Here is a 20,415-nt window from a genome sequence, read left to right as displayed (position 1 = left end):
TCCGCGCCGGGCCGTAGGCTGGCCCGCGTGACGACGACCGATCCGCTGGTGGCCCGGATGCGGCCGTTCGGCACCACCATCTTCGCCGAGATGTCCGCGCTCGCCGTGCGTACCGGCGCGGTCAACCTCGGGCAGGGCTTCCCCGACACCGACGGCCCGCCGGAGATGCTCGCCGCGGCCGCCGAGGCGCTGCGCACCGGGCACAACCAGTACCCGCCGGGGCCGGGCATCCCGGCGTTGCGCGGGGCCGTCGCGGCCCACCAGCGCCGGTTCTGGGACCTCGAGTACGACCCGGACGGCGAGATCGTGGTGACCGCGGGCGCCACCGAGGCGATCGCCGCCAGCATCCTCGCCCTCTGCGAGCCGGGCGACGAGGTGGTCTGCTTCGAGCCGTACTACGACTCGTACGCCGCCTCGATCGCCCTGGCCGGCGCGGTCCGCCGGCCGGTCACGCTGCGCCCCGCCGCCGACGGCCGGTACGCCGTCGACCCGGCCGAGTTGCGCGCCGCGTTCGGGCCGCGGACCCGGCTGGTGCTGCTGAACTCCCCGCACAACCCGACCGGCAAGGTCTTCACCGCCGACGAGCTGGCCCTGGTCGCCGAGCTGTGCCGGGAGCACGACGCCTACGCGGTCACCGACGAGGTGTACGAGCACCTGATCTTCAGCGACGCGGCCGCGCCGCACGTGCCGCTGGCCACGCTCCCCGGTATGCGCGAACGGACGTTGCGGATCTCCTCGGCCGGCAAGACCTTCTCCTGCACGGGGTGGAAGGTCGGCTGGGTGAGCGGTCCCCCGCCGCTGGTCTCCGCGGTGCTGCGGGTGAAGCAGTTCCTCACCTTCGTCAACGCCGGGCCGCTGCAACCGGCCGTCGCGGTGGCGCTCGCCCTGCCGGACGCGTACTTCGCCGACTTCCGGGACGACCTGCAGCGGCGGCGGGACCAGCTCGTCGCCGGGCTCACCGACGCCGGGTTCCGGGTGTTCGTCCCCGAGGGCACGTACTTCGTCACCGCCGACGTCACGCCGCTCGGCGACCGGGACGGGGTGGAGTTCTGCCGCTCGCTGCCGGAGCGCTGCGGCGTGGTGGCGGTGCCGACCCAGGTCTTCTACGACGACGCGGAGGCGGGGCGGCGGCTGGTTCGGTTCGCCTTCTGCAAACGGCCCGAGGTGCTGACCGAGGCGGTGGGCCGGCTGCGCCTGCTGGCGAAGGAGGAGCGGTGACCGACGCGTACGCCGACCGGGTTCGTCGGCTCACCGCACTGCGCGGCTGCGACACCGTGCTCTCCGGGGCGCGACCGGAGTCGGTAGCCGAGCATCTGGCGGCGATCCGGGCCACCGTGGCCGACGACCTGCTGCCCGACTTCTACGGCGAGGGTGGCGCGGTCGAGGAGCTGGAACGCCGGGTCGGCGAGCTGCTCGGCGTCGAGGCGGTCGCCTTCTTCCCCACCGGCACCATGGCCCAGCAGGTCGCTCTGCGCTACGGCGCCGAGCTGACCGGCCGGGACACGGTCGGTCTGCACCCGCTCAACCACCCGCTGGTCCACGAGCGGGACGCGTACGCCGTGCTCGGCGGGTTGCGGGCGGTGCTGACCACGGGGGCGCCGCGCAACCCGACGGCGGAGGAGGTGGCCGGGCTCGACGAGCCGATCGGCACGCTGCTGCTGGAGTTGCCGCTGCGTGACGCCGGGTTCGTCCTGCCCAGCTGGGACGAGCTGGTGGCGGTGGTCGGGGCGGCCCGGCAGCAGGGCGTCCGGGTACACCTGGACGGTGCCCGGCTCTGGGAGTCGACCGTCCATCTGGGACGCTCGACGGCCGAGATCGCCGCCCTGGCCGACAGCACGTACGTCTCGTTCTACAAGTCCCTCGGCGGGCACTCCGGCGCGGCGTTGGCCGGCTCCGCGGAGCTGGTCCGGTACGCCCGGGCCTGGCGGCACCGCTACGGCGGCAACCTGTTCCAGCAGTGGCCGGCGGCCCTCGCCGCGCTGGCCGGCCTGAGGCACGAGCTGCCCCGGCTGCCGGGCTACGTGGCGCACGCGAAGCTGGTGGCCGCGGCCCTGGCCACCCTGCCCGGCGCGCGAGTGCACCCGGCGCCCCCGCACACGCACCAGTTCCGGCTCTGGCTGCCGCATCCGGCGGCGGCTCTCAACGACGCCAACCTGGCCCTCGCCGAGGACGAGAAGGCGTGGTTCGTCGGCGGCTGGCGGGACACCGAGGTGCCCGGGACCGCGCTGGCCGAGGTCACCGTGGCCGGGCCGGCGCTGGAACTGGATGCCGGCCAGGTCCTCGACCTGGCCGACCGCTTCCTGCGCCGGCTGCCGCGGAGCTGACCACCGGGCGATCGGCCAGGTCGTCGCGGTGGGGTGGCTGGCTTCGTACGGGTGGTGCTGCCACCGCCAGGCCCGCGCGCCCCAGGCCGCGCCGGACCGGTGGTCAGCCGGCGGGGCTCGCCGTCCGTACCTGGTCGGCGATCCGCTCGGCGACGGAACGGGCGGTGGCCTCGGTGGCCGCCTCGACCATGACCCGGACCAGCGGCTCGGTGCCGGACGGGCGCAGCAGCACCCGCCCCGTCTCGCCCAGCTCGGCCTCGGCCCGCTCCACCTCGGCCCGGACGGCCGGCGCGGCGGAGCCCACGGTCCGGTCGCCCACCGGCACGTTGATCAGCACCTGGGGCAGCTTGGTGACCACTGAGGCCAGCTCGGCCAGCGACCTGCCGGTGGCCGCCATCCGGGACATCAGGTGCAGCCCGGTGAGCACGCCGTCGCCCGTGGTGGCGTACGCCGGCATGACGATGTGGCCGCTCTGCTCGCCGCCCAGGGCCAGCCCGGAGGCGCGCAGCTCCTCCAGCACGTACCGGTCGCCGACCTTGGTCTCGACCAGCCGGACGCCCTGCGCGGACATGGCCAGGCGCAGACCGAGGTTGCTCATCACGGTGGCGACCAGAGTGTCCTCGGTCAGCTCGCCGGTCTCGCGCATGGCCAGGGCGAGGATGGCCATCAGCTGGTCGCCGTCGACCTCGTCGCCGTCGGCGGTCACCGCGACGCAGCGGTCGGCGTCACCGTCGTGGGCGATGCCCAGGTGCGCGCCGTGCTCCACCACGGCGGCCCGCAGCGCGTCCAGGTGGTTGGAGCCGCAGTCGTCGTTTATGTTGAGCCCGTCCGGCTCGGCGCAGATCGCGATCACCTCGGCGCCGGCCTCCTGGTACGCCACCGGGGCGACCTCGGCCGCCGCGCCGTTCGCGCAGTCGACCACCACCCTGATCCCGTCCAGCCGGTGCGGCACGGTGCCGACCAGGTGCTGGACGTAGTGGTCGGCGCCGTCGAGCAGGTCGTGCACCCGGCCCACGCCGGCACCGATCGGGCGCTCCCAGGCGGTGGTGGCGTTCGCCTCGACCGCCGCCTCGATCCGCATCTCGATCTCGTCGGGCAGCTTGTGCCCGCCGGCCGCGAAGAGCTTGATCCCGTTGTCCGGCATCGGGTTGTGCGAGGCGGAGAGCATCACGCCCAGGTCCGCCTTGGCCTCGGCGGTGAGGAACGCCACCGCGGGGGTGGGCAGCACACCGACCCGTAGCACGTTGGCGCCGGCGCTGGTGAGCCCGGCGACCACCGCCGCCTCCAACATCTCGCCGCTGGCCCGGGTGTCCCGCCCGACGACGGCGAGCGGGGGATGACTCCTGTCCGTCTCGGCGAGTGTGTGGGCGGCGGCGACCGCCACCGCGAGCGCCAACTCCGGGGTGAGATCCGCGTTCGCCCGCCCGCGTACCCCGTCCGTGCCGAACAACCGGCCCATACCCGCCAACCTCCGATGGAACTGCCGATGGGAGAGAGCGGAACGGCCGGGCCCACCTCCCCGGAGGGGAGGCGGACCCGGCCGTTCGTCAGAAGTACAAGACGTCGCTGGTGATCAGCGCTTCGAGTACTGGGGAGCCTTACGAGCCTTCTTGAGGCCGTACTTCTTGCTCTCCTTGACCCGGGCGTCACGGGTCAGGAAGCCGGCCTTCTTCAGGGCCGGGCGGTCGTCCGGCTCGCTGACGATCAGCGCCCGGGCGATGGCGAGGCGCAGCGCACCGGCCTGGCCGGTGGTGCCGCCGCCACGGAGGTTGGCGATCACGTCGAACGCCTCGGCCTTCTCGGCGGTCACCAGCGGGTCCTTGATGAGCTGCTGGTGCACCTTGCTCGGGAAGTAGGCCTCGAGGTCACGGCCGTTGCAGGTGATCTTGCCGCTGCCGGGGACGATGCGGACCCGGACAATGGCCTCCTTGCGCCGACCCACGGTCTGGATCGGGCGGTCGCCACGAGGCGCGCGGGCGACGGGCGCCGGCGCCTCGGTGGCCTCGGGGGCAACCTCGGTGGCGGTGATGTCGGTCATGCTGTTTCCTTCGCCCGCGCTCACTGCGCGATCTGCTTGATCTCGAACGGCACCGGCTGCTGCGCGCCGTGCGGGTGCTCGGCACCGGCGTAGACCTTCAGCTTCTTGATCAGCTGACGGCCGAGCTTGTTGTGCGGGAGCATCCCCTTCACGGCCAGCTCGATGGCCCGCTCGGGACGCTTGGTGAGCAGCTCGTCGTAGCCGACCTGCTTCAGACCACCCGGGTAACCGGAGTGGCGGTAGGCGATCTTCTGCTGGCGCTTGTTGCCGGTCAGCGCGACCTTGCCCGCGTTCACGATGACGACGAAGTCGCCCGTGTCGACGTGCGGCGCGAAAGTCGGCTTGTGCTTGCCACGCAGCAGCGTGGCGGCGTGGGTCGCCAGGCGGCCCAGCACGACATCAGAGGCGTCGATGACGTGCCACTGACGCTCGATCTCACCCGGCTTCGGGCTGTACGTACGCACAGGTCTACCTTGTCTCGTCGTCGGTCTGGGGTCGCGCGCCGAGGTGACCAGGCGCGCACGAACGACCAAGCGTACCTGATGCGGCACGCCTCTGAATGTCGTACAACAGCAGGCAACGATACCCGGCCGCACGGTGGCAGGTCAAAACGGGGTACCGCCTCGCGTGGTCTGGGCCGTCCTCATGGTGGAGGTCACCTGGCCGACAGCTTACGCCGCCCGGCGCCGGCGCCGACGAGCCGGTCAGATCTCCTGGAGGATGCGCAGCGCCCGGCCCACCCGGCGCATGGTCTCGGTGTCGGCCACGTCCACGCACTCGGTGAACCACTTCTTCATCGGCGAGGAGAGCCGGTCGGGCATCACCACGTACCCACCCATCGGCACGGCCAGGGGCGAGTCCCGCAGCAGCGATTCCTCGACCACCTCGGCCACGATCACGATCGGCACGTCCGTGGAGTTGTAGACGTCGGAGCTGATCACCAGCCCGAGCCGTTCCCGGGCGCCCGAGATGCGCCAGACCTCGCCCCTACGCAGCACGCGGGCGTCCGCCGCCGAACAGGGCGTCGTCGACCAGCGCGGCCTCCTGGGCGTCGGCCAGCGCGGCGGACTCCAGGTCCAGGCCGGAGCGGCCGACGGCGGCGGCGTGCGCGGTGAAGACCTCGCGCAGCGCCTTCTCCCGCGCGGCCTGGTCCATCCAGGCGGAGAGGGAGAGCCCCTCCCGCTTGGCGAACCGGCGCGCGTCCTCGATCGTCTCGTCCGAGAACGACAACGTCACCTTGGCGGTCATGCCGGTGAGATTACCCACTGGTATGACCAGCAGTCATCCCCGCTCGCAGGGTCCGGCGAACCGGACAATCGGCCCAACCGGGACCGGGTCAGGGACGGCGACCGCCGAAGACGGCGAAGCGCCACTCCTTGAAGAAGCAGTCCACGTCGGCCAGGCCGGCCTCGGCGAGCCAGCGGCACTGGTCGGCCACCGGCGCCGGTCGGTCGTGCCGCATCCGCTCCCGGGCGGCGGCGATCTCCTCGCCGTCCGAGCCCAGCTCGGTGATCCGGGCCGTCCAGACCTCGTCGTAGCGCTGGTCCAGCGCCGGGGTCGGGCCGGCCACCTGCTCGGCGTTGACGAACACCCCGCCGGGTACCAGCGCCTCGGCCGCCCGCCGGTAGAGCACCCGCTTGCCCTCGTCGGTCAGGTGGTGGATGGCCAGCGCCGAGACCACCGCGTCGTACCGGCCGGCGGGCAGCGGATCGGCCAGGTCGGCGCGCACCGTCCGGTGCGGCACGGCCCGGGCGGACAGGTGGTCGGCGGCCACCGCGAGCATGCCCGGCGCGGCGTCGACCAGGGTCAGCCGGACGCCCGGGACGGCCGCGGCGAGCAACAGGGAGAGCAGGCCGGTGCCGGCGCCCAGGTCCAGCACCTCCGGGGTACGCCCGGCGGCGAGCGCTGCCCGCAGCGGGGGCGCGGCCACCTCGACCGCGGTGCCGTAGAAGGCGTCGAAGCAGGGCACCAGGCGGCGCCGGGCCTCGTCGTAGCTGCCCGCCACCGCGTCGAACGCGTCCGCCACACCCATCACGCCTCCCACTATTCGGGAACTTCGTCTCACATTCTAAAGCTCCCGAGGGGCGTGCGGTCAGCCGACCGAGGCCGGGTAGCCGCGTTCGTGTTCGGCCTGAAGGCGGAGCATGGCGTGCTCGACGACGGTCACCAGCACCTGCTTGACCGACTCGCGGTGCCGGGCGTCACACATCACCAGCGGGACGTCCGGCGAGATCGCCAGCGCCTCGCGAACCTCCTCCACCTCGTACAGCGGGGCATCGTCGAACCGGTTCAGCGCCACCACGTACGGCAGGTTGCGGTTCTCGAAGTAGTCCAGCGGCGCGAACGCATCGGTGATCCGGCGGGTGTCCACCAGCACGGCGGCACCCACCGCACCCCGGATGATCTCGTCCCACATGAACCAGAAGCGGGTCTGGCCCGGCGTACCGAACAGGTAGAGGATCAGGTCCTGCGCCATGGTGATCCGGCCGAAGTCCATGGCGACCGTGGTGGTCTCCTTGCCAGGCACCTTCGACGGGTCGTCGATGCCCACGCCGGCCGCGGTCATCAGCGCCTCGGTGGTCAGCGGAGTGATCTCGGAGATCGCACCGACCAGGGTGGTCTTGCCCACCCCGAAGCCACCCGCGATCACGATCTTCGCGGAGATGATCTCCCGGCTGCGGTTCGCCCCGGCGGGGTCATAGTTCGCGAAGTCCACTTAGCACCCTTCCAAGCAGGTTCATCCGCTCCTGGAACCCCGTCGCGGGAGCGGCAGTGTGTAGCGTCAGCAGGCCCTCGGCCACCATGTCGGCGACCAGCACCCGGGTCACGCCCAGCGGCATCCGGGTGTACGCGGCGATCTCCGCCAGCGACTGTGCCCGGCCCTCGCAGACCGTGGCGATGCGGTACTTGTCGTGCCCGGCGAACCGTGCCTCGGCCGCCTGGGTGAAGTTGCACGACAGCACCGCCTCGAGCGCGATGTTCTGCAACGGCTCGGTGCGGCCACGGGTGACCGCGTACGGTCGCACCAGCGCCCCACGTGGATCCCGCCGTGGTTCCATCTCGCGATCACCTCCCCTTTCGTACGGAGCCGGGCCGGCTCCTGGTCACGTCCAACGCCCGGTCAGGACCGGACGGCATCCCGCGGCAGTGGAACGAGGGCCTGGCCGACCCGTTCCACCAGCAGCGCCATCTCGTAGCCCACCTGACCGACGTCGCAGCTGCGGGCGGCCAGCACCGCCATCGACGAGCCGTCGCTGATGGACATGAGGAAGAGGTACCCGCTGTCCATCTCGATGACCGTCTGGAGCACCCCGCCGGCGCTGAACATCCGGGCGGCGCCCTCGGTCAGGCTCACCACACCGGAGGTGATCGCGGCGAGCTGGTCGGCCCGGTCCCCTGGTAGGTCGCGGGAGGAGGCGAGCAGCAGCCCGTCCGCGGACACCGCCACCACGTGGGCGATGCCCGCCACGCTGTCGGCGAAGTTGGTGAGCAGCCAACCCATGTCCTGCATGGCCGCCGGCCTGTTCATCGGTTCGTCTCCTTGGTCGAGGTGCTGTTCAGGTCCGCGCCAGCCGTCCGACCCCGCTGCACACCGCGGTGGTAGGCCGACAGCAGGCCGCGTACTTCGTCCGGCGTGCGCCGGGTGCGGGCCCGGGCGGCCTTGGGTTCGATGCCGCCGGGCACGAGCTGGGCCTGGGGCACCCGCTTCGGCAGGCCGGAGCGGGTGGTGCCGGCGTTGGTGGGCTCCGCGGCCTGGCTGGCCCGCGACCAGCCCTCGTCGGCCGCCGTCCGCCAGGCGCCCGCGTCGTCCGCCGACGGCGGGGGTGTGGCGGCGGGCGGGGTGGACGATGCCGCCGGCGGCGTGTACGGCGGGGGCGTGGTCAACCCCGACGCCTGGGCGCCCGGGGTACGGGTCGGCAGCGGAGGCGGCGGCGGAGCCGCCGGGACCGGCTGCGCCGCGGCGGGCGCCGGCCCGTCGTCGAACTGCGGCCGGGCGAAGATCGTGGTCTCGTCGTTCCCGTGCGAGCGGAACCAGACCGCTTCCATCTCCCGGAAGATCGGCGCCTCGGCCTGCGGCTCGGGCTGGGCCGCCACGGGCGCGGCCGGCGCCGGGGGCACCGCCGCGATCGGCTGGTACGCCGGCGTGGCCGGATAGGCGGGCGGGTTCGCCGGAGCGGGCACGGCCGGAGCCGGAGCCGCCGTGTCGCCGCCCGGAGTCCGCCTCGGCAGCGGATCGAGCGTCGGGTACGTGACGGTGGGTCCCCCCGCCGACCAGCCACCCCCGGACATGGGGGTCGACGGCGCGGGCGCGGCCGGAGTGTTCGCCGGCACGCTCGGCAGCGCGCCGGTCGTACCGCCGAGTTGCACGGCCGGGCCGCTGTCCCGCGCCTCGGCCCCGGCCTGCCAGCGGGCGGGCGGCGGGCTCGCGGAGCGCCACTGGTCGGTGAGGGTCGCCGTGGCGCCGCGTCCCGCGCCCGCCAGCGAGTCGGCGGCGGAGCCGGCCTGGCGCAGCGGGGACTGCTCGACGGCGAGCGGCTGGTGCGGGCGGGGCAGCGAAGCCTGGCCCCGGTTCGCCGGCAGCACGACGGCGGAGTTCGGCAGGGTCACCTGGGCCACGGTCCCGCCCTCGACGTTGCGCCGCAGCTCCACCCGGATGCCGTAGCGGGCGGCGAGCCGGCTGACCACGGCCAGACCCATCAGCCGGAACGCGGCCACGTCGACCGTGGGCGGGGCGGCCAGCCGCCGGTTCAGCGAGTCGAGCTGCTCGTCGCTCAACCCGAGGCCGCGGTCCTCGACCTGGATCAGCACGTAGTCCCGGATCCGCCGGCCGTCGGCGACCACAGTGGTGTTCGGCGGCGAGAAGCGGGTGGCGTTGTCGAGCAGCTCCGCCACGAGCCGGACCACGTCGTTGACCGCGTGCGCGGCGACCGAGATGTCGGTGTCGACCGTGCCGAACTCGATCCGGTTGTAGAGCTCGACCTCCGACTGGGCGGCCCGCAGCACGTCGACCAGGAGCGCGTCGTCCCGGCGCGGCACCGCCGAGTCGGCGCCGGCCAGCACGAGCAGGTTCTCGTCGTTGCGGCGCATCCGGGTGGCCAGGTGGTCGAGCTCGAAGAGCTGGGCCAGCCGCTTCGGGTCCTCCTCGCCGCGCTCGATCGCGTCCAGCTCGCCGATCATGCGGTCGACCAGGTTCTGCGAGCGCCGGGCCAGGTTGAGGAACATCGCCGAGACGCTGGTCCGCAGCGCGGCCTGCTCGGCCGCCACCCGGACCGCCTCCCGGTGGACCACGTTGAAGGCCGCCGCAACCTGGCCGACCTCGTCGCGGTTGGTCAGCTTGATCGGGTCCCGGACCTGCTGGACGATCTCGTCCACGCCGCCGTCGCCGATGGCGTTGACGTTCTGCAGCCGGCTCACCGCGTCCGGCAGGTCGTGGTTCGCCACCGCCAGGGCGCCCTCGCGCAGCCGGCGCAGCGACTCGTTGAGCGAGCGGGCGAGCACCACGGCCAGCGTCACGGCGATGGCCAGCGTGAGGAGGACGAGCATGCTCTCGACGACGGCCTGCCGGATGACGTTGGCGCGGACCGTGTCGGCGTCGGTGAGCAGTCGGTCCTGAAGCTCGATCTCGGCCCACCGCATCAGCTCGTCGACCGCGCCGATGGCGGCGGCAGCGTCGGCGCGGCTGACCAGTGGGGCCCGCCCGACGGAGCGGGACAGGTCGTTCGCCACCCGGTCGGCCAGCTGGACCGCGTCACCGGAGACCGTGCCGTTCACCAGGGAGCGTTGCGCGGGCTCGGCGGCCCGGGAGAAGGCGACCAGCGCCTCCTGCTGGGCGGTCAGGGTGGTCAGGAAGGCGGAGAACTGCTCCTCGTTGAGCTGGCCGGTGGAGAGCGCGGTGAAGGCGACCGCCTGCTCCTCGGCGACCGCCGCCTTCGCCTGGGCGAACGCGGCCACCGCGCGGCGGGCGTCGGCGATGCTCTCCGCGCCGGGCTGCTGGGCCAGGGTGTCCCCGTACGCGACCAGGTCGTCGACGACGATGCCGTAGCGCAGGACCGCCTCGGCCACCGGCATCTGCTGCCCGTCCAGCACCTCCTGTCGGGTGCTGTTCAGCCTGCCCAGGTGCTCGTCGATCACCTTGAGTCGGCCCCGGACCGAGGCCGGCACGTCACCGAGCCGGTCCCGCTCCTCCTGGTACGCGGCGATCCGCTCGTCGGTCCGCCGTACCCGCAGGTTGTAGTCGTCCGGCTGGCGGTTCGGCGTGGCCAGGTACGCGGCCGCCGCCATCCGCTCCTTGTGCAGGTCGTGGGTCAGCGCCGAGACGTCGATCGACAGCGCGGTCAGCGACCGGATCCGGGTGGCCTCGTACGCGCCCTGGCCGATCGAGACGAGTCGGATACCTGCCAGGGCGATGACAGCGGCGACCGGAACGACCAGGATGAGCGCGAGCTTGGAACGAATCCGCGCGTCACGCAGCCGAGGCAGCCACCGTCGCCGCTTCCGCTGATCGGCCTCGGGGTTCTCGGGCAGGGTCGTAGGTCCGCTGCTCACGACATCGCCTCCGTCGTATCTTCCACGCCCGCCCCGCCGATCCGTGCCTGGTGCGGCGGCCAGCGCCACGCGCGGCACGGCCGCGATTTCATCAGAGAAGATCCCGTTTGGGAAGCCGCAGTGGGACAGTAAACGGTCGGCGGGCGCTCAACCCGTGCTCCGGTCAACTAATACCTTCATTTCTTCGGGGTCCTGAACTGGGCTTGTTTCCCAGCGTGGCCGGTCGCATCTGTGCAGTGATCGCCGGCCATCATTCCGCATCCCCAATATGTGGGATGGGTGTCCCGAAACGACTCCCGCCACCCGCGCTTGACCACAGGGCCCGGCATTGGCAAGGTTTTGCAGGCTTCGCGCACACCGTACGGCATACCAATCCCGTCACTCCAATGAGGACGGTCAAGCGGCGGTGATCGGGCGTACGCCCGCGCCGCATCTGGAGGACTGAGTTGAGCCCCATCCGCTCCGCGAGCATCGCCGCGCTCGCATCGGCCGTGCTGGCCACCACGCTCACCGGCTGCCAGTTCGGCGGGGAGCAGCAGGACACCAGGCCGATCGTGATCGCCGCGGACCTCGAGCTCTCCGGCGCCTCCGCGCCCGTCGGCAAGGTGTACCAACGGGCGCTGGAACTGAAGCGCGACCAGTTGAACGCCTCCGGCGCGCTGGGCGGCCGGAAGATTGAACTCAGGGTGAAGGACAACCGCTCCGACGCCGCCGAATCCTTGCGTAACATCAACGATTTCATCGGTGACCGTAGCGTCAGCGCCATCATCATGGGCGGCTGCAACGAATGCGCGGTCGGGGCCGCCCGGACGGTCGACGAGAAGCGGGTTCCGACCATCGCGCTCGCCCCCTCCGCCGCCGTCACCGAACCGGTCGCCGAGCGCCGCTACATGTTCAAGCTGGCTCCGAACGCGACCGACAGCGCCGCCGCCCTCACCGCCGAACTGGGCCGGCAGAAGATCCGCAAGGTGGGGGTGCTGCACAGCTCCGACAGCTACGGCCAGGAAGGGCTCGACGCGCTGAGGCGCGAGCTCAGCAAGGCTGACATCGCGGTGGTCCGCGCCGAGGCGGTACGCCCGACCGACACCGACGTCAGCGGCCAGATCGCCGACCTGGTTGCGAAGAAGCCCGGGGCGCTGGTCGTCTGGACCCCGAACGAGCAGGCCTCGCTGGCGGCCGTCAGCGCCCGGCAGTCCCGCTACGCCGGCTCGCTCTTCTTCGACGCGGCGGCGGCCGGCGAGCTCTTCCTGGGCGCCTCGGCCCGTTCCACGGAACGGGCCACCCTGATCTTCACGCAGACCATGGTGATCGACGACGTCATCGCCACCACCCCGGCCAAGGCCGCGCGCCGGCAGTGGTTCCAGGACTACACCGCCCGCTTCGGCGGCTACCACGGCTCGTCGTCGTTCGCCGCCGACGCGGTCCAACTCATCGCCGACGCCGAACTGCGGGCCGGTGGTGACCCCCGCCAGGCGAACCGGGACAGCCTGCGTGACGTGCTGGAGACCGCGCAGCTCGACGGGCTCTCCGGACCGATCCGGATGACCCCGGACAACCACTCGGGGCTGATGCCACAGGCGCTGACGGCCCTGGTGGCGCGTGGGGGTCGCTGGCGTTTGGCCGGATAGCCTAAGATCTTCGTCACATCGAGGTTTGTACAGCTCTCGATGCACGACGATCGCCTGAATGCTGGAGGTGGCTTCATTGCTGATCCCGAGAAAGCCCGGCCGGTGGCGGTCGCTGACTGCTGGCGCCGGCGTGGCTGCGGCAGTGCTGGCCGCCGCGCTGGTCTGTCCCACACCGGCGCAGGCTTCGGCCGCTCAGGGCGTCATCTCCGGAACCGGTGCGGTGACTGACGACTTCGGCGACGAGGCCACGCTGAGCCGATACGGCCAGTACCGCTACAGCACCGCCGTCGCCCTGTGGCAACGGGTCCTGGTCGCCGAAGGCTTCCTCACCGACTCCGGCGTCGACTGCGACTTCGGGCCGGCAACCGAAGCCGCCACCGTGAAGTTCCAGCAGCGCTACGGGCTGACCGCCGATGGCGTTGTCGGCACGCAGACGTGGAGCAAGGCAGACGACTTCCTGGTCAACGAGTACCAGACCGTGGGCTATGAGCTCATCGCGTACAAGTCGGCGAAACGGGTCGAGGAAATCTCCTTCCGGCGCGCGAGCAGTTACTACCACACCTTCCTGCCGGGCGGCCGGGTGTGGGCGATGGCCTACAACACCTCGGCGTCACCGTACTGTTGACAACCAGGAACGAGCAGCAGCGTGGCGGAGCCCCGGACCTACCTCGGTCCGGGGCTCGTCGCTTCGGGCGCCTACGTCGTCGTTGGTTACCGGGCTGAGGTGGTGGCCCGGACCCAGGGCAGGGCCAGGCGTTCGAGGAGGGTGAGGGCGGAGTAGAGCAGGATGCTCATCAGCGCGACCAGCACGATCGCCGCCCACGCCGTCGGGAAGTCACCGATGCCGTTGTACTGCAGGATCTGGTAGCCCAGCCCGGGCCGGTCCGAGTAGAACTCCCCGATCACGGCGCCGATCGCGGCGAGCGGCATGGCCACCTTCAACCCGACGAAGATCTGCGGCAGGGCGGCCGGGAACCGTACCTTGCGGAACGTCTGCCACCACGACGCGTTCAGCGACCGGCCCAGCTCGGCCAGGTCGGCCGGGGTGGTGGTCAGCCCGGTCGCGGTGGACAGCACGATCGGGAAGAAGCAGAGCAGGAAAACCATGGTCAGGATGGGCTTCTGCCCCCAGCCCACGGCGACCACCAGCAGCGGTCCGAAAGCGATCTTCGGCACCGCGTTGACCGCCACCAGCAGCGGCGAGAACATCCGCTCCACCCGGCGCGAGGCGGCCAGGGCCATCCCGATCAGCACGCCGGCGGCCGACGACAGCAGGAAGCCGAGCACGGTCATCCAGGTGGTGATGCCCATGGCCGGAAGCAGTACGTGGGCCGCCCCGGTCAGCGACCGCCACACCGACTGCGGCGGGGGCAGCACCGCCGGGTGGATCACGTGCAGGCCCGAGGTGAGCAGCCACCAGGCCGTCACCACGATCACCAGCCCGAGCGCCGGCAGCCCCACCACGGCCGGTCGTACTCTGGGCCGCCCCCGGGTGGGCGCGGCCGGTGGTGGGGCCGCGGCCGGCGTGCCGGTGGGTGCCCCGGTCAACTGCGTCAAGGTGTCCTCCTCTCTCGGCCGGCCGGACGACCGGCACGCGAAGGGGGTGCGCCCCACCGGAACGGCGGGCCGCACCCCCGATGTCCGAGCCGACCGGTCAGGCCTTCGGCGCGAGGTTCAGGTCGATGATCTGGTCGGGGGTGAGGTCCTGCTTGAGCGCGCCCGCGCCCCGGAGCAGGGCGATGCTCTTGGCCACCCGGCCGCTGTCCAGCGTGCCGATCGCGGTGCCCGAGTTGCTGGACCGGACGTACGCGGCCATCAGCTCGAGCTCGGCCTTCGCCGCCGCCGGGTTGGTGGCGTCCACGTTCTTCTTCAGGATGTCCGCCGCCTCCTGCGGGTGCTCCAGGGAGTACTCCAGGCCCTTGAGCAGCGCCCCGACGAAGCGCTTGACCATCTCCGGCTTCTCCTTGGCGATCTTCGTGGAGGTGATCAGCGCGTTGCCGTAGAGGTCCTGCATCACGTTGCTGTAGGGCAGCACGACCGGCGTCTTCTTGGTCACCGCCGCGACCGTGGGCTGACCCACCACGAACTGGCCGATGCCGTCGACCGAGCCGGAACCGAGCATGCTCATGAGGGCCTGCGCCTCACCGTTGACCCAGGTCACCTTGCTGCCGTCGATGCCGGCCAGCCGGGCGTACGTCGGGAAGAGGTTGCGCACGACGGAGAAGGGAGTGTCGGCGAGCTTCTTGCCCTCGAGGTCCTTCGGAGTGGCGATCTTCTTGCCCTCGACCGAGACGATCGCGGCCATGGTCCGCTGCTGGATCGCGGCCACCGCGACGAAGTCCTTCGCCTCGCCGTTGCCGAGCTGGAGGATGCCACCGGTCAGGTCGATCGGGCCGAACTGGGCCTGGCCGCCGGTGATGGTCTGGATGACCGAGCCGGTGCCCTGCCCGGGCTTGATGTCGACGTCGAAGCCGGCCTCCTTGAAGAAGCCCTTGTCCTTCGCCACCCAGGCGTACGAGTCACGGCCGAAGTTGCCGAATGAGGTGAGGTAGGTCACCTTCTCCAGGGAACCGCCCGTGCCCTTGGCGTCCGTGGACTTGTCCGAATCGCCGCTGCAGCCGGCGACCAGGGCGAGGGTGGCGGCCAGCGCGGCGGCGGCGACCGTACGGGTCAGCCTTCTCATCTATGCACCATGTCCTTTCCGACCAGGCGATACTCGCCTGGACGGGTCGTGGGTCCGACGGTGCCGGCAGGAGGGGACGCCGACCGGGCCGTCGTGAGGGGACTCTTCGCGCGCAACAGCGTACGAGAAGGTCAGTGGACGTCGGCGGGCGTACGGGTTGCGGAACGGAAACGAAGTTGCCTGACGGAAAACAGACTGTCTTCCACCCCAGACGGTGCTATGGGGAGCAGCCCGCTACGCTAGGCCGGCTCTCGTTCGCGACGTGGAAGGAGGCGGCGGGAGATGATCCGACTGTCCGGGGTGTCCCGCACCTTCGATGGCCGCTCCGGGCGAGTCGAGGCGGTGCGCGGCATCGACCTCGAGGTAGCGGACGGCGAGTTCGTCGCCGTCCTCGGCCGCTCCGGCTGCGGCAAGTCGACCCTGCTCCGCATGATCGCCGGACTGTTGCCGGCCACCGCCGGTGAGATCACCGTCGGCGGTACGCCGATCACGAAGCCGCGCCGGGACATCGCCATGCTGTTCCAGCGGCCGGCGCTGCTGCCCTGGCGCTCGGTGCTCGACAATGTCCTGCTCCCCGTCGAGATCTTCGGCTGGAGCCGGGCGAAGCATCGCGGCCGGGCCCGCGCGCTGCTGGAGATGGCCGGGCTGGGCGGCTTCGAGAAGCGCCTGCCGCACGAGCTGTCCGGCGGCATGCAGCAGCGGGTCTCCCTCTGCCGGTCACTGATCGGCGAACCGCGCGTGATGCTGATGGACGAGCCCTTCTCGGCGCTCGACGCGCTCACCCGGGAGGAACTCTCCGGCGAGCTCCAGCGGGTGCACATGGAGACGAAGGCGACCATCGTCTTCGTCACCCACTCGATCGACGAGGCGGTGCTGCTCGCCGACCGGGTGGTGGTGCTCAGCCCGCGTCCCGGCCGGATCCGCAAGGTGGTCGAGGTCAACGTGCCCCGACCGCGCACCCTCGGCCGGCACGCGCACCTGGCCGACGTGGCCCGGATCAGCGCCGACCTGCACGAGTTGCTGATGGAGCGGGAGGCGCCGGAGGTGCCCGCGCAGCCCGGCGCGCCGGACGGGCCCACGTCGGGTGACACTGCGGACACGCCGAAATCGGGCGACGCAGCGGAGACGCCGAGGCCCGGCGACGCGGCGGAGACGCCGACGGGGGCCGGCACGGGAGTCCGCTGACCATGCGAGTGTCGGTGTTCATCGAGCCGCACCGCGGGGCCAGCTACGACGACCAACTCCGGTTCGTCCGGCAGGCCGAGGAGACGGGCTTCGAAAGCTTCTTCCGGGCCGACCACTACCGGTCGATGGGCGACGACCCGGGGCTCCCCGGCCCCACCGACGCCTGGCTGACGCTCGCCGCGCTGGCCCGGGAGACCTCCCGGATCCGGCTCGGCACTCTGGTCACCTCGGCCACCTTCCGGCTGCCCGGTCCGCTGGCCGTGCTGGTGGCCCAGGTCGATCAGATGAGCGGCGGGCGGGTCGAGCTGGGCATCGGCGCCGGCTGGTACGAGCGGGAGCACACCGCGTACGGCATCCCCTTCCCCGCCGTCGGCGAGCGGTTCGACCGGCTGGCCGAGCAGCTGGAGATCATCACGGGGCTGTGGGGCACCCCGCCAGGCGAGACGTACAGCTTCAAGGGCGAGCACTACCAGCTGGTCGACGCGCCTGCGCTCCCCAAACCGGTGCAGCGGCCGGGGCCACCGGTGATCGTCGGCGGCCGGGGCCCGAAGCGCACCCCCGAGCTGGCCGCCCGGTACGCCGACGAGTTCAACCTGCCGTTCAAGTCCGTCGCCGAGACCGCCGCCGCGTACCAGCGGGTACGCGAGGCGTGCGAGCGGACCGGGCGCACCGAGTCGGGGCGGCCACCCCTGGCGCTGTCCGCCGGAGTCGTGGTGGCCATCGGCCGCACCGATGCGGAGGCGCAGCGCCGGGCCGCGCCGCTGCACGTCAAGAGCGCCCTCCCCCCGGAGGACCCGGTGGTCGGCTCTCCCGCGCAGCTCGTCGACCGGCTCGGCGAGTTCGCCGCGATCGGCGCCACCCGGGTGCACCTGCGCCTGATCGACTTCCACGACCTCGACCACCTGGAACTCATCGCCGCCGAGGTGCTCCCCCAACTGGTCCGGGCCCGGTGACCGAGATCGCCGCCGACCTCGGACTCGGTCCCGTGGGCCAGGAGATCGTCTACGAGAACGACAAGGTACGCGTCTGGCACATCCGCCTGGAGCCGGGCGAGCGGCAGCCGCTGCACCGGCACGACCACCCGGACCTGGTGGCCGCGGTCCAGGGCACGAAGAACGTCGTGCAGACCATCGACGGCACGACGATCGACGCCGACGAGCCGACCGGCGGGGTGGTCCACCACGACCCGGGCGCGGTGCACATGCTGACCAACGTCGGGGACACCGCCTACCTGGCCCGCCTGGTCGAGTTGAAGTAGCCACGCCGGCGCGCCGTGCCGCGACGCGCGGTGGCATTGGTGGCGATCGGGGTCACCGGGCCGTAACGTGCCGGACATGGCCTTTCGGACGTGGAGCAGGCTGCTGCTCACGGCGCTCGGGGTGGGCGTGCTGGCCGGTGCCGGTCAGCTCGGTCTCGCGTACGGGTTCGGCGTCGTGCGCCTCGACGGAGCGTTCACCGACGGCGCGGTCAACCGCTGGCCCGCCCAGCTCGCCTGGGTCGGCTGGTTCGCGGCGGTCGCCGCGGTGGCCGGTGCCGTCGCGACGGAACGCCTCGCCCGCCGGGACGGGGCCCCGGGTGGCACCACCGAACAACTCGCCCTCGCCGGCGCCGCGGCGCTGGGCGCGACCGTGGTCGCACCGCTCTGCATGCGGCCGGCCCGCACCGCCGAACTCGCCGGCACCGTCGACCCGGTGTGGGCGGTCGGCATCTGCGCGATCCTCGGCGCGGTGGTCGGGGCGGGCGCGGCGATCATCGTCCTGCTCAAACCGCCGTTCGGGTGGAACATCGCGATCATCACGCTGGCTGTCTGGCTGTTCGCGCTGGCGTCCGCCGCGCCGTCGGTGTCGGCGACCGGGCCGCTGGTCACCGTACGCCTCGGGGTCCTCGAACCGTCCTGGCTGGACGCCACCGCCGCGCAGCGCCTGGCCACGCTGCTCCTGCCGCTGATCGCACTGCTCGCCGGGGCGGCGGTCGGCGCGCTGGCCCGCCGACGCGGTCACCTTCCGCTGGTCGGCGGGGCGGCCGGTGCCGCCGGGCCGGTGCTGCTGGCCTTCGCGTACCTGACCGCCGGCCCCGGCACGGCAGCCGACCGGTACCAGCTCGCCCCCTACTACGGGGCGCTGATCGCGGTCGCCGCCGGCGCACTCGGCTCGGCCGCCACCACGGTGCTGCGCCGGACGGTCGTGGCTCCGGAGACCGCCGCACTCGAACCCACGGACATCCTCCAGCCCCTGCCTCCGGTGCCCACCATTCCGGGCCACCCGGCCCCCGCCGACGGCCCGGAGGCGGCCGTTCCGTCGACGGCCGAGGACACGACCGGCGGAGCCGACGAACCGGTGAGCGGCCGGGAGGTGCGCCCGACGGGCGCCGTGGCCGCCACCCCCGCCCACTGGGACTGGCCGGCGCCCGCGGGTCTCACGCCGGCACCCGTACCGGCCCACGGTTCGCGCGCCGAGCGGACGTCCCTCGAGCGCATCACCGCCGACGACCGGGTGACCTCCACCGAGCGCATCACCGCCGACGACCGGGTGACCTCCACCGAGCGCATCCCCTCCGGCGACCACACGGCCGCCGCCGACCCGGCCACCATCGCCCAGCCCACCTCCACCGACCCCACGACACCCGCCCAGCCCACCTCCACCGAGTCCAGCACGCCCGCCCAGCCCACCTCCACCGAGCCCGCCACGCCCGCCCAGCCCACCTCCACCGAGCCCGCCAGCCCCGCCGAGCTCGTCTCCGGTCCGCCCACCGTCGCCGAGGAGCCGGACCCGGGGGTCCTGGTCGCCACCCCTGCCGCGCCGACGCCGGATGCCTCGCCGAGTACGGCTGGCGACGCCGGCACCGACGAGCCGAGCGCCGGGCGGGACGCCGACGACCTCGCGCGGAGCCTGCCGGTGCCGGGGCTACTGCCCTCGGGGCGGCGTACCTCCGCCATCGACGTGCTCGCCGCCGGCCGTCCGGCTGAGCACCCGCCCGTCGCGCCGCACGGACAAACGCCGGCGTCGGCGGGGTTTACCGATCTGGCGCCCTCGCCAGGGTCGGACGTCGCCGTTCCAGCGCAGATGGACAGCCCCGTTCCGGTACAGGCGCGGCGCGACCCGGCCGACTCGTTCGCAGCGGGCAGCACGCCGGCGGATCCGCCAGCGGCGGAAACGCCGATGGTTGCTCCCGCCGACTCCGCCCCGGGCGGCACGCGCCCGGACGGGCGGTCCAGGCGTGGGCGCAAGGTTCGCACCGGCCCGACCACCACGACGACGTCAACCAAACGAACGCTGGCCGAACCGGCGCCCGCCGAGCCCGCCTCGGCCCACCCGGACCCGGCCGAGGCCGTGTCGATCGAGCCGATCTCCGTGGAGCCGGCCCAGGCCAAAGCGGCTCCGGCCAAGCCCGCCCCGCTCCGGGCGACCCCGGCCCAGGCGGCGCCGGTCGAGGTGACCCCGGCGCAAACGGCGCCGGCCCAGACAGCGCCGGCCCCGGCCGCCCCGACCCCGGCGACGCCGACCCAGGCGGCCCCCACCCAGGCGACGCCGACCCAGGCGGCCCCCACCCAGGCGGCCCCCACCCAGGCGGCGCCGGCCGACCCGAGCCTCGCCGCATCGGGGGCACCCGGGGTCGACGCACCGGGACGCTCGGCTCCGCCGGTCCCCCGGCCGGCCGGCGGCCCCGACTCCATGACCGGCAGGCCCACGTCGAGCCTGGGCGGTGAGCCAAGCGGCGCCGCGCCGGGTCCCGCGCCCGCCGAGGGTGGACGGAGCAGGCCGCGCTACTTCTTCTCCGACGACGAGCCGACCGCGAGGGATCTTCCCGCCTCGGTCGACGCTCCGGCGTCGCCGCGCCCGCGCTTCCCGATCTTCGAGGATGTGACGGACCAACCGGACAACGCCCTGTCGGCCTGGCCGGCCGCACTCCCGCCGAGCCCGCCGGTCGCCGCGCGGCCCAGCGAACCCGCCGCGCCCCCGCCGAGCCGGCCAGTGGCACCCCCGCCCAGCGAGCCGGTCGCACCCCCGCCGA

At 72.8% G+C, this 20,415-nt stretch carries 19 protein-coding genes and 1 pseudogene; 8 read left to right on the top strand and 12 right to left on the bottom strand.

The features are described 5' to 3' along the window. The first annotated feature begins 27 nt into the window (after positions 1–27). Together ABZ570_RS18795 and ABZ570_RS18790 are read left to right on the top strand one after the other, a co-directional pair. Entirely contained in the window at positions 28–1,218 is a 1,191-nt protein-coding gene (locus ABZ570_RS18795; RefSeq protein ID WP_358064722.1) for a pyridoxal phosphate-dependent aminotransferase, read from the top strand. Beyond that, entirely contained in the window at positions 1,215–2,324 is a 1,110-nt protein-coding gene (locus ABZ570_RS18790; RefSeq protein ID WP_358064719.1) for a beta-eliminating lyase-related protein, read from the top strand. The genes ABZ570_RS18795 and ABZ570_RS18790 overlap by 4 nt, the downstream gene beginning before the upstream one ends. A 103-nt stretch (positions 2,325–2,427) precedes the next feature. On the opposite strand, the gene glmM is transcribed toward ABZ570_RS18790, so the two are convergent. From glmM to ABZ570_RS18740, 10 genes are all read right to left on the bottom strand, one after another. After that, a complete protein-coding gene (gene glmM, locus ABZ570_RS18785) occupies positions 2,428–3,783 on the bottom strand; it encodes a phosphoglucosamine mutase (protein WP_358064716.1) in 1,356 nt (451 codons plus the stop codon). Positions 3,784–3,897: 114 nt separating this feature from the next. Next, entirely contained in the window at positions 3,898–4,362 is a 465-nt protein-coding gene (gene rpsI / locus ABZ570_RS18780) for a 30S ribosomal protein S9 (protein ID WP_030501567.1), read from the bottom strand. 20 nt (positions 4,363–4,382) lie between these two features. Next, positions 4,383–4,826, bottom strand: a complete 444-nt coding sequence (gene rplM / locus ABZ570_RS18775) for a 50S ribosomal protein L13 (RefSeq protein WP_089005245.1) — start codon at positions 4,824–4,826, stop codon at positions 4,383–4,385. Between the two features lie 240 nt (positions 4,827–5,066). Continuing rightward, complete coding sequence (locus tag ABZ570_RS18770; RefSeq protein WP_358064712.1) at positions 5,067–5,360, bottom strand: hypothetical protein; 294 nt, start codon at positions 5,358–5,360, stop codon at positions 5,067–5,069. Beyond that, positions 5,350–5,610: a DUF6364 family protein gene (locus ABZ570_RS18765; protein ID WP_358064709.1), complete on the bottom strand. Its 261-nt coding sequence runs from the start codon at positions 5,608–5,610 to the stop codon at positions 5,350–5,352. Before ABZ570_RS18765 ends, ABZ570_RS18770 begins: the two co-directional genes overlap by 11 nt. An 88-nt stretch (positions 5,611–5,698) precedes the next feature. Then, positions 5,699–6,394 carry a class I SAM-dependent methyltransferase gene (locus ABZ570_RS18760; RefSeq protein WP_358064706.1) on the bottom strand — a complete coding sequence of 232 codons (696 nt, stop codon included), beginning with the start codon at positions 6,392–6,394 and terminating at the stop codon, positions 5,699–5,701. A gap of 60 nt (positions 6,395–6,454) precedes the next feature. Then, positions 6,455–7,078: an ATP/GTP-binding protein gene (locus ABZ570_RS18755; protein ID WP_358064703.1), complete on the bottom strand. Its 624-nt coding sequence runs from the start codon at positions 7,076–7,078 to the stop codon at positions 6,455–6,457. Then, positions 7,059–7,421, bottom strand: coding sequence for a DUF742 domain-containing protein (locus ABZ570_RS18750; RefSeq protein ID WP_089005241.1), 363 nt, complete (start codon positions 7,419–7,421; stop codon positions 7,059–7,061). The genes ABZ570_RS18755 and ABZ570_RS18750 overlap by 20 nt, the downstream gene beginning before the upstream one ends. A gap of 62 nt (positions 7,422–7,483) precedes the next feature. Continuing rightward, positions 7,484–7,891: a roadblock/LC7 domain-containing protein gene (locus ABZ570_RS18745; RefSeq protein ID WP_013288588.1), complete on the bottom strand. Its 408-nt coding sequence runs from the start codon at positions 7,889–7,891 to the stop codon at positions 7,484–7,486. Then, entirely contained in the window at positions 7,888–10,908 is a 3,021-nt protein-coding gene (locus ABZ570_RS18740; RefSeq protein WP_358064700.1) for a sensor histidine kinase, read from the bottom strand. Before ABZ570_RS18740 ends, ABZ570_RS18745 begins: the two co-directional genes overlap by 4 nt. 446 nt (positions 10,909–11,354) lie before the next feature. On the opposite strand from ABZ570_RS18740, the gene ABZ570_RS18735 reads away from it, so the two are divergent. Both ABZ570_RS18735 and ABZ570_RS18730 read left to right on the top strand, forming a co-directional pair. Further along, on the top strand, positions 11,355–12,536 hold the full coding sequence (locus ABZ570_RS18735; RefSeq protein WP_358064697.1) for an ABC transporter substrate-binding protein: 1,182 nt from the start codon (positions 11,355–11,357) through the stop codon (positions 12,534–12,536). 58 nt (positions 12,537–12,594) lie between these two features. Then, complete coding sequence (locus ABZ570_RS18730) at positions 12,595–13,161, top strand: peptidoglycan-binding domain-containing protein (protein WP_358064694.1); 567 nt, start codon at positions 12,595–12,597, stop codon at positions 13,159–13,161. An 86-nt stretch (positions 13,162–13,247) separates the two neighbouring features. Here the strand turns inward: ABZ570_RS18730 and ABZ570_RS18725 are convergent, their stop codons facing one another. Beyond that, on the bottom strand, positions 13,248–14,168 hold the full coding sequence (locus ABZ570_RS18725; protein ID WP_358064691.1) for an ABC transporter permease: 921 nt from the start codon (positions 14,166–14,168) through the stop codon (positions 13,248–13,250). A 22-nt stretch (positions 14,169–14,190) separates the two neighbouring features. Then, the gene (locus ABZ570_RS18720) at positions 14,191–15,219 is read right to left on the bottom strand and encodes an ABC transporter substrate-binding protein (RefSeq protein ID WP_358064688.1); all 1,029 of its coding nucleotides are present in this window, start codon (positions 15,217–15,219) and stop codon (positions 14,191–14,193) included. 282 nt (positions 15,220–15,501) lie between these two features. On the opposite strand from ABZ570_RS18720, the pseudogene ABZ570_RS18715 reads away from it, so the two are divergent. The 4 genes and pseudogenes from ABZ570_RS18715 to ABZ570_RS18700 all read left to right on the top strand — a co-directional run. After that, positions 15,502–16,266 (top strand): annotated as a pseudogene (locus ABZ570_RS18715) (ABC transporter ATP-binding protein); the annotation flags it as partial. Positions 16,267–16,406: 140 nt separating this feature from the next. Next, positions 16,407–17,357 carry an LLM class F420-dependent oxidoreductase gene (locus ABZ570_RS18710; RefSeq protein WP_358064685.1) on the top strand — a complete coding sequence of 317 codons (951 nt, stop codon included), beginning with the start codon at positions 16,407–16,409 and terminating at the stop codon, positions 17,355–17,357. Then, entirely contained in the window at positions 17,354–17,662 is a 309-nt protein-coding gene (locus ABZ570_RS18705; protein WP_358064682.1) for a cupin, read from the top strand. Before ABZ570_RS18710 ends, ABZ570_RS18705 begins: the two co-directional genes overlap by 4 nt. Before the next feature lie 76 nt (positions 17,663–17,738). Beyond that, the coding region (locus ABZ570_RS18700; protein ID WP_358064679.1) for a hypothetical protein at positions 17,739–20,415 on the top strand (2,677 nt) is incomplete at its 3' end.

The organism is Micromonospora sp. NPDC007271, assembly GCF_040634005.1.
Taxonomy (GTDB): Bacteria; Actinomycetota; Actinomycetes; order Mycobacteriales; family Micromonosporaceae; genus Micromonospora.
This window is presented reverse-complemented; position numbering and strand designations above follow the sequence as displayed.